General features: G+C 46.3%; 15 protein-coding genes and 1 tRNA gene. 10 read left to right on the forward strand and 6 right to left on the reverse strand.

The features are described 5' to 3' along the window. Complete coding sequence (locus ACUJFL_RS16210; RefSeq protein ID WP_445428021.1) at positions 1–1,125, forward strand: HD-GYP domain-containing protein; 1,125 nt, start codon at positions 1–3, stop codon at positions 1,123–1,125. Between the two features lies 1 nt (position 1,126). Here ACUJFL_RS16210 and ACUJFL_RS16215 read toward each other — a convergent pair whose 3' ends face one another. Beyond that, positions 1,127–1,837: a general secretion pathway protein GspB gene (locus tag ACUJFL_RS16215; protein ID WP_445428022.1), complete on the reverse strand. Its 711-nt coding sequence runs from the start codon at positions 1,835–1,837 to the stop codon at positions 1,127–1,129. 5 nt (positions 1,838–1,842) lie between these two features. Then, the gene (locus ACUJFL_RS16220) at positions 1,843–2,772 is read right to left on the reverse strand and encodes an ExeA family protein (RefSeq protein WP_306177827.1); all 930 of its coding nucleotides are present in this window, start codon (positions 2,770–2,772) and stop codon (positions 1,843–1,845) included. A 71-nt stretch (positions 2,773–2,843) separates the two neighbouring features. On the opposite strand from ACUJFL_RS16220, the gene ACUJFL_RS16225 reads away from it, so the two are divergent. Next, the gene (locus tag ACUJFL_RS16225; protein ID WP_445429103.1) at positions 2,844–4,076 is read left to right on the forward strand and encodes a multifunctional CCA addition/repair protein; all 1,233 of its coding nucleotides are present in this window, start codon (positions 2,844–2,846) and stop codon (positions 4,074–4,076) included. Here ACUJFL_RS16225 and ACUJFL_RS16230 read toward each other — a convergent pair. Genes ACUJFL_RS16230 through folB form a run of 3 tightly spaced genes read right to left on the reverse strand, consistent with a single transcriptional unit; the run spans position 4,073 to position 5,735 of the window. Next, positions 4,073–4,879, reverse strand: coding sequence for an undecaprenyl-diphosphate phosphatase (locus ACUJFL_RS16230; RefSeq protein ID WP_445425483.1), 807 nt, complete (start codon positions 4,877–4,879; stop codon positions 4,073–4,075). The genes ACUJFL_RS16225 and ACUJFL_RS16230 overlap by 4 nt on opposite strands. After that, a complete protein-coding gene (folK, locus tag ACUJFL_RS16235) occupies positions 4,876–5,370 on the reverse strand; it encodes a 2-amino-4-hydroxy-6-hydroxymethyldihydropteridine diphosphokinase (protein WP_226751725.1) in 495 nt (164 codons plus the stop codon). Before folK ends, ACUJFL_RS16230 begins: the two co-directional genes overlap by 4 nt. Next, entirely contained in the window at positions 5,370–5,735 is a 366-nt protein-coding gene (gene folB / locus ACUJFL_RS16240) for a dihydroneopterin aldolase (RefSeq protein ID WP_306177829.1), read from the reverse strand. The genes folK and folB overlap by 1 nt, the downstream gene beginning before the upstream one ends. A gap of 137 nt (positions 5,736–5,872) precedes the next feature. Here folB and plsY point away from each other — a divergent pair, with 137 nt between their 5' ends. Beyond that, positions 5,873–6,478 (forward strand): glycerol-3-phosphate 1-O-acyltransferase PlsY, encoded by a 606-nt coding sequence (gene plsY / locus ACUJFL_RS16245; protein WP_229587069.1) that lies wholly within the window; start codon positions 5,873–5,875, stop codon positions 6,476–6,478. A gap of 13 nt (positions 6,479–6,491) precedes the next feature. On the opposite strand, the gene tsaD is transcribed toward plsY, so the two are convergent. Then, entirely contained in the window at positions 6,492–7,505 is a 1,014-nt protein-coding gene (gene tsaD, locus ACUJFL_RS16250) for a tRNA (adenosine(37)-N6)-threonylcarbamoyltransferase complex transferase subunit TsaD (protein WP_226751722.1), read from the reverse strand. A 254-nt stretch (positions 7,506–7,759) separates the two neighbouring features. Here tsaD and rpsU point away from each other — a divergent pair, with 254 nt between their 5' ends. The 7 genes from rpsU to ACUJFL_RS16285 all read left to right on the forward strand — a co-directional run bounded on the left by rpsU (position 7,760) and on the right by ACUJFL_RS16285 (position 14,991). After that, complete coding sequence (gene rpsU, locus ACUJFL_RS16255; RefSeq protein WP_189430033.1) at positions 7,760–7,975, forward strand: 30S ribosomal protein S21; 216 nt, start codon at positions 7,760–7,762, stop codon at positions 7,973–7,975. Positions 7,976–8,122: 147 nt separating this feature from the next. After that, the gene (dnaG, locus tag ACUJFL_RS16260; protein WP_445428023.1) at positions 8,123–9,925 is read left to right on the forward strand and encodes a DNA primase; all 1,803 of its coding nucleotides are present in this window, start codon (positions 8,123–8,125) and stop codon (positions 9,923–9,925) included. 44 nt (positions 9,926–9,969) lie between these two features. Then, positions 9,970–11,820: an RNA polymerase sigma factor RpoD gene (gene rpoD / locus ACUJFL_RS16265; RefSeq protein WP_226751719.1), complete on the forward strand. Its 1,851-nt coding sequence runs from the start codon at positions 9,970–9,972 to the stop codon at positions 11,818–11,820. A gap of 236 nt (positions 11,821–12,056) precedes the next feature. Next, a tRNA-Ile gene (locus ACUJFL_RS16270) sits at positions 12,057–12,133 on the forward strand. 554 nt (positions 12,134–12,687) lie between these two features. After that, entirely contained in the window at positions 12,688–13,065 is a 378-nt protein-coding gene (locus ACUJFL_RS16275) for a PA2779 family protein (protein WP_445429104.1), read from the forward strand. After that, entirely contained in the window at positions 13,066–14,055 is a 990-nt protein-coding gene (locus tag ACUJFL_RS16280; RefSeq protein WP_445428024.1) for a PA2778 family cysteine peptidase, read from the forward strand. It abuts the gene before it with no gap. A gap of 54 nt (positions 14,056–14,109) precedes the next feature. Beyond that, on the forward strand, positions 14,110–14,991 hold the full coding sequence (locus ACUJFL_RS16285; protein ID WP_445428025.1) for a DUF5694 domain-containing protein: 882 nt from the start codon (positions 14,110–14,112) through the stop codon (positions 14,989–14,991). The last annotated feature ends 201 nt before the right edge of the window (positions 14,992–15,192 follow it).

A 15,192-nucleotide genomic window follows, 5' to 3' on the forward strand; every position in this document is an offset into this window, starting at 1 on the left:
ATGCCATATCAAAGAGTGTCGATAGCCCAATTACAGCCCGGCAGCTATATTGTCAAAGTGCTGGAGCAAACCGGACAACTGGCCATCAAACATGCTGGCTTTGTCCGCACACGTGAAAGCATCCGCAATTTAAAAAATCAAGGCGTGCTTGTGGTTGCCATTGACCCGAGCAAACAACTGACCCCACGCCCAGTCGAAACAAAACCGCCACCACCTGAAAAAGAGCCCGAAGCATTTCGCGCAGTATTTGCCGAAGAGCAACCCAAAGCCGAGCGCAGTTTAGAGCAAACTAAAAAAACACAGCAGCAGGTGCTAAAAGCCGCCGCCAACGAAGAGCCTATTGATTTGAGCCTGGTACATGAAGTCAGTGCCGGGTTATTTGATTCGGTTAGTCGCAATCCGGATGTTTTGCTGTATCTGACTCGTATCGCCGAAAAAAGCGATATGCTGCTACAACACTCCATTAACTGTGCCGTTTATATGGCCGCTTTTGCTCGTTTTTTAAATTTCCCCAAACACAAAGTTCAAAACCTGATCACGGCAGCCTTGCTGCATGATGTGGGTAAAGCACAACAGCCGATGCTGTTGCAACAACCCGATGCGAACGCCATTAGTACCAGTTTGATGGTGTTGCAGCAAAGCACGGCTTTGGCTGGTGAAGTGTCTTTTTGGATCAGCCAACATTGTGCCTTTTTAGATGGCAGTGGCTCACCGCCACTGCAAGAACAACAAATCAGTAATGGTAGCCGTATGCTAACCATCGTTAATTTGTATGAGAAATTAAGTAACGTGCAAACCAGCTACGTGAATCCCCTTAATGTGGTCCGGCAACTGATGGCGATGGCGCCAGCACAATTGGATAATAGTTTATTACAATTATTCATTAAATGTATTGGCGTTTACCCGCCGGGTAGCGTGGTTCGCTTAACAACTGGGCGGCTAGCCTTAGTACTGGAGAATAATCAGAAAAAGCCGACGTTGCCACGGGTAAAGGTATTTTACCACAGTGTGCATCAACATCATCTGCCGCCGCGAGTCATTGATTTATCGCGGCAGCAAGAAGAGCAAATAGAAGGCTGTGTTGATTTAAGAAAATATGGTTTAGAAGTGCGTAACTATTTGTAACTCACCACTCGCTTAACGCTCGCATGCTAAAAAGTTGTTGGCCAAATTCGAGCAACACATATTGCGGTGTAATTTCCCGTAAGCGCACATCAGCCGTGATCCATTGCCCTTCTTGTAATGATTTACCATTTACTTTCACCCAACGCTGAGCGGGCTGGGTAGCAAAAACATGGGCTTCAAAACGTAACTTCGGTAATTGCCGCTGTAACGTAAGATCCAGCATGGCAATATCTTGCGCCGGCGCGCTGTGTGTTGTCAGATTATTCGAGGCAGAACGCGGATTACCTGCTGTTTCGGCCAGTGCACTGGCAAAACGCTCACGTAACTCAGCCGAGATTTCCGGCTCGTTCACCGGCTCGGCTTGTGGTGTATTCGCTGTCACAGTTACCACCTGTGGCTCAGGCGCAAAACGCTCTGGCTCAGCGGCCGGTTCTGGCTCTGTTGTTGCAACCACCGGTGCTTCAACCGCTTTGGTCTCTAGGGTTTTTGCGATTAACGCTGGGCCTGCGGGTTGCGCTGCCTCGGGGATCAGTGCGACCGGTTGAGTCACATCGCTTGGCGATTGTTTGCTGGCTAACAGCATATAACCGGCTACAAAACCAAGGGTAGTGGCTAAAATTAAGGCAAGGCTAATTGCCACATTGCGCCAAAAGGTGGATGGCACCTGAGGTGCGGGTTGTTGCTGTTTTAACGCATCCATTAAAATGGACATAATCTTTACTCTCCGCGCAGTATCGGCACAATTTGTAGCGCCAATAAAAACCCAAGTATTATACCTAATAGCGCTAACAGCGGCCATAACCAGTTAGGTAAAGCTTGTCGCTGACTTGTGGCTGGGTGACTAGGCAAAATTTCGGCTGCGGCCCGTTGCACATGTGTTAATTCGACTAACGCTTGCTGTTGACTATAGGCTGCTAATAACGCTCTGTCGGCGAGTAAATTCAATAACCGTGGAATACCGCCGCTTAATTCAAACAGTTTTTTCACCGCCTTGTCACTGAATACCGGTCGCTGACAACCCGCCACTTGCAGACGATAACGCATATATTGCTGCACTTCGGCTAAATTAAGCGGCAATAAATGATAACGCGCCGTAATACGCTGAGCTAATTGCCGTAAATCGTTACGTTGCAACAGCTGCTGTAATTCTGGCTGGCCAATTAAAATCACCTGCAATAATTTTTTGGTGTTTGTTTCTAAATTGGTGAGCAAGCGTAACTGTTCCAATACAGCAGGCTGTAAATGCTGGGCTTCATCAATAATTAAAATGGTTTTCTTGCCGGCATCATGGTTTTTTTGCAGCCGTTGGGTAATTTTGTCGCCTAATAGTTTTAAGCTCGCATCAGTTTTGCGGTAACGAATTTTCAACTCGTCACAAATGGCCGCCAGTAATTCTAATTCCGATAACGTGGGGTTAAGAATAAACGCCACATCGGTGGTCTCGTCTAACTCTTGCAGCAAACTGCGTGAGACGGTCGTTTTACCGGTACCTACTTCGCCGGTGAGTAGCACAAAGCCGCCGGCATCCCCCAAGCCATAACGCAAATGCGCTAACGCTTCAGCATGACGTGGGCTGAGATACATAAAGTCGGGATTCGGCGCTATTGAAAATGGCGCACTGTTTAAACCAAAAAATCCGGTGTACATCACATTCCTTTAGCACTGCATTTCATCGCAAGGCAGGTATAATGGCAAAAAAACCAGCAGCAGGAAAGCTTGTGCAAATTTATCTTGTCGGCGGCGCAGTACGCGATCAATTACTCGGTTACCCTTTTCACGAACGCGATTGGGTGGTTGTCGGGGCAACACCCGCAGAATTACTCAGCCAAGGCTACCAACAAGTCGGTAAAGACTTCCCGGTATTCCTGCACCCGAAAACGAAAGAAGAGTATGCCTTAGCGCGCACAGAGCGCAAAGCAGGTTCAGGTTATACTGGTTTTACGGTATACGCCGCCCCAGATGTCACTTTGGAACAAGATTTAGCCCGGCGCGATCTGACCATCAATGCCATCGCCCAAGACTCAGCAGGAAACTATATAGATCCTTTCCACGGCCAGCGTGATATCGAGCAAAAACAGCTACGCCATGTCTCTGACGCCTTTGTTGAAGATCCACTGCGCGTGCTTCGTGTTGCGCGCTTTTATGCGCGTTATGCGCATCTTAGTTTTACTGTAGCGCCTGAAACCTTAGCACTGATGACACAGCTTAGTCAGCACGGTGAATTAACCACACTCAGTGCGGAGCGCGTTTGGGTTGAAACCGCTAAAGCGTTAAATACCGAGCACCCTGCTGCTTATTTTCAGTTATTACAGCAATGTGGTGCACTGTCGGTTTTGATGCCCGAACTTGCCGCGCTTTGGGGTGTACCACAACCCGAAAAATGGCATCCAGAAATTGATAGCGGTATTCATAGCTTATTAGTGCTGCAACAAGCGGCCGCGTTAAGTCAACGCTTAGACATCCGCTTTGCTGCTTTGGTGCATGATGTAGGTAAAGGGGCGACACCAACAGCAGAATTACCCGCCCATCATGGTCATGAACATCGTGGCTTAGCGCTCATTACGGCATTATGTAAAAGACTACGCGTACCCAACGACTGTCGCGATCTGGCATTGTTGGTCTGTGAATACCATCAGCTGATCCATCGTGCCGCAGAACTTAATGCTAAAACCGTATTAAAGCTGTTTAACGCTATCGACTTGTGGCGAAAGCCTGAGCGTTTGAGCGATATTTTACTGTGCTGTACCGCTGATTTGCGCGGTAGAACAGGCTTTGAACAAGCGGATTATCACCCTGCCGTTCTGTTACCCAAGCTGGCCGAAGCAGCGATGGCGGTTAGTGCAAAAGCCCTGATTACACAAGGCATCACCGGGCCCGCCATTAAAGAGGCCTTGCAACTAGCTCGCTTGCAAGCCATTAGCCACGCACAACAAACGCTAAACGGTAATTAGCTCGCAGACAAGCTTAAAAACGCCATCAAGCCGATACCTAGCAACATGCGGTAAATGACAAAGGGCAACATGCCCATGCGGCTGATAATCTTTAAGAAGAAGTGAATACAAATGGTGGCACTGATAAAGGATAGCAATACCCCTAACAAGATGCCGCCCATATCATATTCGGCTGGCTCACTGAGCAGTTTGCTGGCCTGATAGCCACCGCTGAGCACGATGATCGGGATAGACAGTAAAAAAGAAAAACGCGCAGCACTGACTTTATCTAAACCAATTAACATAGCCGCCGTCATGGTGATCCCCGAACGCGACGTACCTGGGATTAAGGCAATAGCTTGGGCAAAACCAATAAACAAGGTTTGCTTTAAGGTTAATGCATTCATCGGAATATGCTGTTTTGCCGTGACATCAGCCCACCATAGCGCCAAACCAAAAACGATGGTAGTGATAGCAATCACCCAAGGTGAACGTAAAAAGGTTTCAATTAAATCGGCCGCCAATAAGCCGGCAAGGGCTGCGGGGATTGTGGCTAAGATCACCCACCATGCTAACTTGCTATCCGTGCTGTGGTGACCACCGAGGCTTTTCACCCAACCCACCGTTAAATTGCCAATATCCTGTCGAAAATACAACATCACTGCCAACAAGGTACCGACATGCACCGCGACATCAAAAGCAATACCCTGATCTTGCCAACCAAAAACGGCAGACGGCAAAATTAAATGGGCCGAAGAGGAAATAGGTAAAAATTCGGTTAATCCTTGGATTAAAGACAGGATAATAACTTCAATGGTACTCAAGTTGGCTCACTCCATGAAAATTCAACGGGCCATATTTTTTGGGATTGGTTGTAGCCCTGCCATAAAGCGGCATAGCTTAAACCGGTGGTAGGATGGATCTCATCTGCGGCAATTTCAGCCAAAGGCCACAGTACAAAAGCATTCTCGGTAATTTCTGCCCGAGGTAACACCACGGGTGAATCACAAATTTGCTGATCGTACGTCAACAAATCTAAATCCAGAGTACGACCAGAAAACTTCTCGGCACCACGCACGCGACCAAATTGATCTTCAATGCGCTTTAATAAACTAATGCAATCAACAATAGATAAATCGGTGTCTGCACCCAGCACCATATTAAAAAAGTCATCGCCAACAAAACCCACGGCTTCACTTTGATAAACTGAAGATAACGTTACCGCACTCAGTTCACTGACTAAGGCGCGTACACCATGGCGCACGTGAAAATCACGATTAATGTTAGAACCTACACTGATATAAATACGTGGCATCAGTGATTAACCTCTGGCGCAAAGCGCGTGATCTGTACCCCGACCGTTTGCGCTTGAGGCACCGCACCGGGTTTACTGACCGTCACTTCCACTTGGCTGGTACTAAATTCTGTTAATAACAAATGCGCCACGCGCTCAGCCACGGTTTCAATTAATTCAATAGGTTCGGCAGTAATCAACTCAATCACGCGGGCACTAATCACCGCATAATCAAGTGTTAAGCGAATATCATCTGCTTGAGCGGCAGCCCGCTGATCGGCGGTTAGGCGAAGATCTAACAGCAAGCGCTGCTTGATTGTTTTTTCCCAGTCGTACACGCCAATCACGGTATCAACCTGTAGCTGCTTGATAAAAACGATGTCCATCCAGTTAATTCCGCATTGCGTTATTTTTCATTTCAGGTAGGCTGGTCGGATAGAATATATACAGCAACGCCCGTATTTTGCTGTCCGACAATTATGCCGCAATAGTATCGTAAAAAAGGGTGCTGAGGAACCATGGAATGACCCTGCTGATCTTGTTAATGATGCTTATTGCTTACCTGCTAGGTTCTATCTCCTCAGCTGTGCTGGTTTGCCAACTTTTTCGCTTACCTGACCCGCGTTTTCATGGCTCGGGTAACCCGGGTACCACCAATGTGCTGCGCCTTGGCGGTAAATTCCCGGCCGTTTTGGTCTTAGTGTTCGATATTCTCAAAGGCACTATTCCAGTTTGGGGCTCTTATTTCTTAAAAATCGAACCGGTATGGTTAGGGGCTGTGGGTATTTGCGCCTGTATCGGTCACATTTATCCGATATTTTTTGGTTTTAAAGGCGGAAAAGCCGTTGCCACCGCGTTAGGAGCAATGATGCCGATTGGCTTAGATTTAGCGGGTTTATTAATTGGCTCTTGGCTAACAGTGGTATTAGTGACGGGTTACTCTTCGCTGGGCGCAATAATGACCGTGGCTTTGGCACCGCTATTTACCTGGTGGATTAAACCTTTATATACCCTGCCGGTGTTTATGCTTAGCCTGCTGATTATTGCACGGCATCGTGAAAACATTTTGCGCCTCTACCGCGGCCAAGAAAGTAAAATTTGGGATAAATCAAAACGGGTGCGTGAATAAGCACCCGAGAACTTTAAAGCGCAGGTAACTGCTCTAGCGGCCAACGTGGCGTTACACCTATGGTTAAATCTTGCTGTTGCCCAGCCTTTAAACGCTGATAACCCGCAAACGCAATCATCGCGCCATTGTCGGTACAAAACTCCTTGCGCGGATAATACACCTTCCCCCCTAAACTACTGAGCAACTCGGCTAATTGCTGTTGCAGCGATTCATTCGCGCTAACCCCACCGGCAATCACTAAACGTTTATAGCCGGTTTCTGCCAAGGCACGACGGCATTTAATCAAAAGGGTATCAACCACTGCTTGCTGGAATGATGCGGCAATATCCGCTTGCACCTGTAAAGCGTTGCCTTCTTTTTGAATTACCATAGAGGCTGCTGTTTTTAAACCGCTAAAACTAAAATCTAAACCAGGACGGTCAGTCATCGGCCGCGGGAATGGGTATTTTTCAGCATCGCCCGTTTTCGCTAACTTAGCCAGTAACGGGCCACCAGGGTAATCTAAACCCATTAACTTCGCTGTTTTATCAAAAGCTTCACCGGCGGCATCATCAATTGACTCGCCCAGTAAACGGTATTGACCAATGCCCTCTACCGCCACTAATTGCGTATGGCCGCCCGACACTAATAATGCTAAAAACGGAAAGGCCGGTACGTCTTCTTCAAGCATTGGCGCCAGTAAATGCCCTTCCATATGATGCACCGCCAGCGCCGGTTTCTGCCATGCAAAAGCTAAGCTGCGTCCCAAAGTGGCCCCCACCAACAAGGCGCCAGCCAAACCTGGCCCCGCCGTATAAGCAACACCATCAATATCTGCTGCCGTTAAACCGGCTTCTTTTAAAGCTTGTTTAATCAAGGGTAAGGTTTTGCGCACATGATCGCGTGACGCTAACTCAGGCACCACGCCACCGTAATCAGCATGAATAGGGATTTGGCTGTATAACACATGGCTAAGCAGCCCTTTTTCACCATCATAAATGGCGATACCGGTTTCATCACAAGAGGTTTCGATACCTAATACACGCATTCTTGGAGCCTCAGCAGATTATTTGCGCCAAGCACGACGAAAATGCAGAAAAACGCAAGCAGACGCTGCTTTTTTCCGTTATGATTGCCGCCCTGAAAACGCGCATTGTAACGGCTTGCAGCACCTATAGCCAGATGATCTGATTTAAGATCGCATAAGCGCTTTACATCTGGGGCGCTTTTTGCGTAAAATACCGCACCATTTTTAATCGTATTGGTTAACGACAACCAGTTTTGGCCTGAGGTGAGAATTTAATGCCTGTAGTTAAAGTAAAAGAAAACGAACCCTTTGACGTAGCTTTACGTCGTTTCAAGCGCTCTTGTGAAAAAGCCGGCGTATTAGCAGACGTACGTGCAAAAGAGTTCTATGAAAAACCAACTTGGATTCGTAAGCGTAAGAAAGCAGCAGCGGTAAAACGTCATGCTAAGAAGCTTTCTCGCGAAAACGCACGCCGTATCCGCCTGTACTAATCTACAGCTGCCGGTTGTCGGTAGAAAGCGGAGCGCAGTGCTACTGCCAAGTTAATCACTTGCCGCTTTCGAAACATGCTTTATCTGCACACCGTGTTCTTGTAACACGGTTTGTCTTTTTCTGAAACAGCATTAAAAAGGACAAAAGTGGCAGGACAAATTCCCCGTCAATTTATCGATGATTTACTGGCTCGTACCGATATTGTCGAGCTGATCGATAAACGCGTACCGTTAAAAAAAGCAGGTAGTCGCAACTACACCGCTTGCTGCCCTTTTCATAACGAAAAAAGCCCCTCTTTTACCGTTAGCCCCGATAAGCAGTTTTATCATTGCTTTGGTTGTGGCGCGCACGGTAATGCCATCACCTTCATGATGGAGTTTGAGCAGCTAGAATTTGTTGAATCGATTGAAGAGCTTGCCAAAGATCTGCATATGGAAGTGCCGCGTGAGCAAGGCAACCAACCGCACAGGCCGGCACCGCAAGCCGATGATTATAGCTTGATGCAAAAAGCGGCTGATTTTTATCAGCAGCAGTTACAACAGCATAGTAAAGCAGCGGAAGTGCAAGCGTATTTAGCTCGTCGTGGTTTGAGTGCCCAAACCGCTGCCGAATTTCAACTAGGCTATGCCCCAGAGAGCTGGGACGCACTGATGAAAGTACTCAGCGGCCAAGGTGGTAAAGCGATACGAGATCAGTTGTTACAATTAAAACTGATTAGCCGCAACGAAAATGGCCGTGAGTTTGATTTTTTCCGTGACCGACTGATGTTTCCGATCCGCGATAAGCGCGGACGGGTCATTGCTTTTGGTGGTCGAGTACTCGGTGATGGGCAACCCAAATACCTTAATTCACCCGAAACAACCTTATTTCATAAAGGTCGGGAGCTTTACGGTTTATATGAAGCACGCCAACAACCTGGTCATCTAAGCCGACTGTTAGTGGTTGAAGGCTACATGGACGTTGTGGCACTGGCGGAACATGACATTCGTTTTGCTGTAGCCTGTTTAGGTACAGCGACCACTTCAGATCATATTAATACACTGTTTCGGTATGCTCCGCAGGTAATTTGTTGTTACGACGGTGATCGCGCCGGTCGCGATGCAGCTTGGCGCGCCTTACAAAATGCCTTGCCGCAATTAAAAGACGGTGTAGAACTTAACTTTGTGTTCTTACCTGATGGCGAAGATCCAGATTCGTTGGTACAAAAAGAAGGTAAAGAGGCCTTTTTGGCTCGCTTAGAGCAAGCACAACCGCTGTCACAATATTTATTCGAGCATTTGTTGGTGATGCATGATGTGGCAACAGATGCGGGTAAATCGGCACTGGCCAATAAAGGCGCTGAATTAATTAAACAAATACCCGGCAGTTTTTACCGCGAGCAATTAACCGACAAACTGGATAACTTGTTAGGCCGTAAAACACAACGGACTAAACCCAGCAACGCCAGGCCTGTAGCACCACGCCCAGCCAGTGCTAATCTAAAAATTACACCGATGCGTCGCGCCATGGCTTTGTTATTACAGTATCCGTCTTTAGCAAAGGTCATGCCCTACGCTCCCGAACTGGCAACAGCAAGCATTCCTGGCATGAGCTTGTTATTAAAAATACAAGAACTGTTATTAGAAAAACCTGAGCTAACTACAGCTCAATTGTTGGAATACTGGCGAGATTTGCCTGAGCATGCCATCCTGTTAAAGTTAGCTACATGGGAACATCAAATCGAACCGGAACAATTAAGTCAGGATTTTCTCGACACGTTTCACTCGATCGAAGATATATATTTACAACAACGACTAGAAGCGTTGGAACGAAAAGATAAATTAAAACAACTAACACAAGCAGAACAACATGAGTATGTTTTGCTGTTAAGAGCTTTAAAAAAGCAAAAAACCGCGAACAGTTGGCTAACGCGGCTGGCTAGAAAAGCCCCGCTTTGTTATAATCACTAGTTCGCATTTTTAGATTAATCAACTTTGGTGGAAGATAAGTCTCTATGGAGCAAAGTCCTCAGTCGCAGTTAAAACTCCTGATCCTGAAAGGTAAAGAGCAAGGGTATCTAACCTTTGCTGAAGTTAACGATCACCTTCCACAAGACATTATCGATTCAGATCAGATCGAAGATATTGTTCGTATGATCAACGATATGGGCATTCAAGTGTACGAAACTGCACCTGATGCTGATGATCTGATCATGTCCGATGCCGCCGCCGATGAAGACGCTGCGGAAGAAGCTGCTCAAGCGCTAGTTAGCGTAGATAAAGAATTAGGTCGCACCACAGACCCCGTACGTATGTACATGCGTGAAATGGGTACCGTTGAGTTGTTGACGCGCGAAGGCGAGATCGTTATCGCTAAGCGGATCGAAGAAGGCATCAATCAGGTGCAAACTTCGGTTGCTGAATATCCTGAAGCCATTACTTACCTGTTAGAACAATGGGATAAGTTTGAAGCAGAAGAAATTCGCCTAAGCGACATTGTCTCTGCTTTTATTGATCCGAACGAAGTTGAAGAAGCACCTGTGATGGGTAGCAATATCGGCTCTGATTTACCTGAAGAACATCAGGATGACAGTAAAGATACCGACGACGACAGCGATGATGATAGCGACAGCGACGATAGCGATACGGATACGGGGCCTGATCCAGAAGTTGCTCGCGTAAAATTTGCTGAGTTGCGTACCCAATATGAAGTGACTCGTCACTCCATCGTACAAAACGGCCGCGAACACCCCACAACCAAAGAAGAAATTGAAAAACTGAGCGAAGTCTTCCGCTGTTTCCGCCTGGTGCCTAAGCAGTTCGATCGCTTAGTGAAAAACATGCGTGAAATGATGGACCGGGTACGCGTGCAAGAACGCTTAGTGATGAAACACTGCGTTGAATACGCCAAAATGCCGAAGAAAAACTTCGTGAAAGCCTTTACCGGTGCCGAAACTTCAACGGCTTGGTTATCAGCCGAGATCGCAGCCAATAAAGCCTACTCGCCGAAACTGCAAGAAATGCAGGAAGACTTAGTACGCAATATTGAAAAGCTGAAAAAAGTTGAAGAAGAAACTGGCCTAAGCATCTTTAAAATTAAAGATATCAACCGTCGCATGTCGATTGGTGAAGCAAAAGCTCGCCGCGCCAAAAAAGAAATGGTTGAAGCTAACTTACGTTTGGTTATCTCTATCGCCAAAAAATACACCAACCGTGGCTTACAATTCCTGGATTTAATTCAGGAAGGTAACATCGGCTTGATGAAGGCTGTAGATAAGTTCGAATACCGCCGTGGTTACAAGTTCTCAACCTACGCGACTTGGTGGATCCGTCAAGCGATCACCCGCTCTATTGCTGACCAAGCACGGACTATTCGTATTCCAGTGCATATGATTGAGACCATCAACAAACTTAATCGTATTTCACGGCAAATGCTGCAAGAAATGGGTCGCGAGCCATCACCTGAAGAACTATCAGAACGCATGCAAATGCCAGAAGATAAGATCCGCAAGGTGCTGAAAATTGCCAAAGAACCTATCTCAATGGAAACGCCCATTGGTGATGATGAAGATTCGCATTTAGGCGACTTTATCGAAGACGGTGCGGGTGAATCACCACTCGATTCCGCCACCATGGAGAGCTTGAAAAACGCTACCAACGAGGTGTTAGCCGGCTTAACCGCCCGCGAAGCCAAAGTTTTACGGATGCGGTTTGGTATCGATATGAATACCGACCATACCTTAGAAGAAGTAGGTAAACAGTTTGACGTAACACGCGAGCGTATCCGTCAAATTGAAGCTAAAGCGTTACGTAAATTGCGCCACCCTTCACGTTCAGAAGTATTAAAAAGCTTCTTAGACGAGTAAGCACAACGCAAAAACAAAGGCGCCAATTGGCGCCTTTGTTATTTCTAGGCCATTAAGCCTAAAAAATCAGCAATTAACTCCACTTAGCCTAACAAGCCGGATGACAAAGCGCCGAAAAGTTTTTATACTGCCTGCGCTTTAAGTTACTTAGCATCAAGATGCTGAAATGGCCCCATAGCTTAGGTGAAAGGCGGCTACTGCAAGTGGCGAGAAGCGATTTAACACATACATATAATGGCCCCATAGCTCAGTTGGTTAGAGCACTCGACTCATAATCGATCGGTCGCTGGTTCGAGTCCAGCTGGGGCCACCATTCTTTTCAATGACTTACGTCAATTCTGAAATTCTACAAATTCTTATATTTTCTCTGCGGAGCACTAGAGGATCAGAATTGTGGAAGAACACCCTTTAATCTTCACGTAATCTGCCCACTCAATATCCTTTTTCATGACCATTTTTCCAAAAATAATATGCACCGCGATTATCTTGGTCATCCCTACAAAGGTTAAGATAAACTGCTGGGATTGAAAGAATTCACCATATCGGGCTGCACTTTAGACGGAATAACGCGTCGGTTGAAGAAAGTATGAACGCTATTGCTGAATATGTCCTTCCTCATTTTCATGTAAATACGGATAAAAAATGTATTTACAACTAAGGCACAAGTTAATTGCTGACACCTAGCCAACATTGCTGCATCTGAGCGTTGAAAAGATAAGCACAATACGACTTGAAAAAACACACACTATTGCGCAGCAATCCACCATCGACTACTCTCTAAAGGCTTCAGCATTTTTGCTTCCTTATGACTTTTTCATTTAAAGCAGATTTAACCTGATAAACAACGCATTAAGGATATATTTCATGATGAAAAACGTATTAAAAGTCGGCATTATCAGTTCGATGTTAATTCTGGGTATGGGCCACGCAACCGCTGGGGTTTATAGCTCTAGCCAAGTCATTGAGAGCCAGCAATATCAGTTTAACAAGCAGCAAGTGTTATCATTTGTAAATAACGCCGATGTGCAAAGCAAACTCGTTGAGTTAGGCGTTAGCCCTGCGGAAGCAGAAAAACGCATTGCGAATATGACCAGTGAAGAATTAGCCGCATTAAACGCACAGTTGAATGACATGCCCGCGGGCGGTGTTATTGGTACCGTAATAACGGTATTAGTGGTTGTCGCGGTTTTAGATTTAATGGGCTTAACCGACGTATATCCGTTTATTCGCCCTATCGGCCGATAAATGTCGGTGCGTAAACTTCTACAAACCAGCCCTTGGGCTGGTTTTATTTTGACCGTATTGTTACTGTCGGCCTGTCAAACGCCACCACAAACGCAACAATTACTGCGCGAACCACCCAACATCACTTTTTCTCATCTGATCGCGCAAGTGCCCTTTTTTCCACAACAACAATTTTACTGTGGCCCAACCACCTTAGCGGAAGTGGCCAATTTTCATGGGGTTGAGGCGTCACCGGATACTATCGCGGCCCATACCTTTACCCCGGGTCTTGAAGGTACCTTGCAAATTGAAATGGCCGCAGCCACTCGGCAGCTTGGGCTGGTTGCTTATCAGCAACGTGGCAGCATGCAGCAATTATTGCAGCTACTGGCGGAAGATATTCCGGTTATCGTGTTACAAAACAATTCTGTAGCTTGGTTGCCACAGTGGCATTATGCCGTAGCAATTGGTTACGATTTGAGTAAGGCAGAAATCATCTTACATAGCGGTGTTACCGCAGCGCATCGCTTAAACTTCGCCACTTTTGAGCGCACTTGGCAACGCGGTAAATACTGGATGCTGGCCATGTTACCCAGCCACATCACCAGCGCGCACTTAGACCCTTTTATTTACAGCAAAGCTTGCCATGATTTACTGAACACGCAACAAGCTGCAGCCGGTGTAGCTGCACTAATTAGTGCTACACAGCAATGGCCTGATTACTGGCTACCTTATTTTTTATTAGGGAATCATTACTTTAATAGCCAACCCAACTACGCGGCACAATGGTTTGCCAAAGGCTTACCCTACGCCAAAAATGAAGTGAGTTATTTAAACAACTACGCGATGCTATCAAGTGAGCTAGGCTGCCAGCGTAAAGCTATCGCCCTGATCAATATGGCACTACAGTTAGCACCAGAAGACGCTAACTTGCTCGATAGTCAGCAGCAAATTTTATCTGCCGATTTAAATCAGGAAAATCTTGCGCCGTGTTTAGTTGATTTGAAGTAGCACATAGTTAACGTTGCTAAACTGAACACCGCGCTGTCAACCAGGAAAACAGGCATGTTTGAAATGATCAAGAAAACCGTATTTTTACTCACATTTATGTTGTTGGGCTGTAGCCAAACATTAATTAAACAGACAGAAAAGAACACTGATACAAACAACTATGTGGGGCCGCCGAAAATTCAGGTGCTCAACCTAGGCAGCTTTCACTTTGGTCAAAGTAGTGATGCCCATACCGTGGAATTTGATGAACAAGATGCGGCGAACCAACAAGAAGTCAGAGCCATTGCACAGCTGATTGCGCGGTTTAAACCCACCATTATTTGTTTAGAGTTTTTACCCGAGCAGACCGAGCAGATCAATCAGGCTTATCAAGCGTTCTTAGCTGATCCCACTGAGTTAGATACCCGCTATGGTGAACTGAGTATGCTGGGTTTTGACGTGGCCAGATTAAGTGGCATCAGCAAGCTTTATGGTATCGATTATCATCTAGGGTATAACTACAGCCTTGGCGATTTTATTGAACAAAGCGGCGAGCTCGAAAACGCTATAGACCGCAGCACCTACTTACAACTTACACATCAGCCGCTAAAGCATTACCCGCAATTAGCAAAACGCTATGCGCAGTTTGATAGCTTAAACTTGCAGCAAAAGTTAATACTGACCAACGAACCACTGATGCTGGATTACTCTTTGAATACCAATGCAGACAAGTTGTTTTATGTTGGTATTGGCGAGGGTTTTGAAGGTGCCGAGCAAGCCGCACAGTTTTATTTGCGCAATATGAAAATTTATTCCAACCTAAACCGGATCCCACTGCGCAACGATGACCGCGTGCTGATTTTAATGGGCAGCGCACATACAGCAATGCTGCGTGAGTTTATACAACGTAGCCCTAAATTTCAGATGGTCGATACGCTTCACTATCTTAAGCCTTAATTTGATGCGTAAATGCTTAAGCTCACAGCAGCGGTTGCAACCGCCTGATAATGCGCTCAACCTAACATACCTAAACAGCCGTTTACGCTGCTGATTTTTGTTGTTTTGGTTGTGTCATGGTAAGTGATAACCAGACAACTGAATTCATCATGATCCAGCTAATTCACTTTACTTACAATTATCTCGTTATTCCGCAACTTC

Source organism: Alishewanella sp. HL-SH05, from assembly GCF_052655985.1.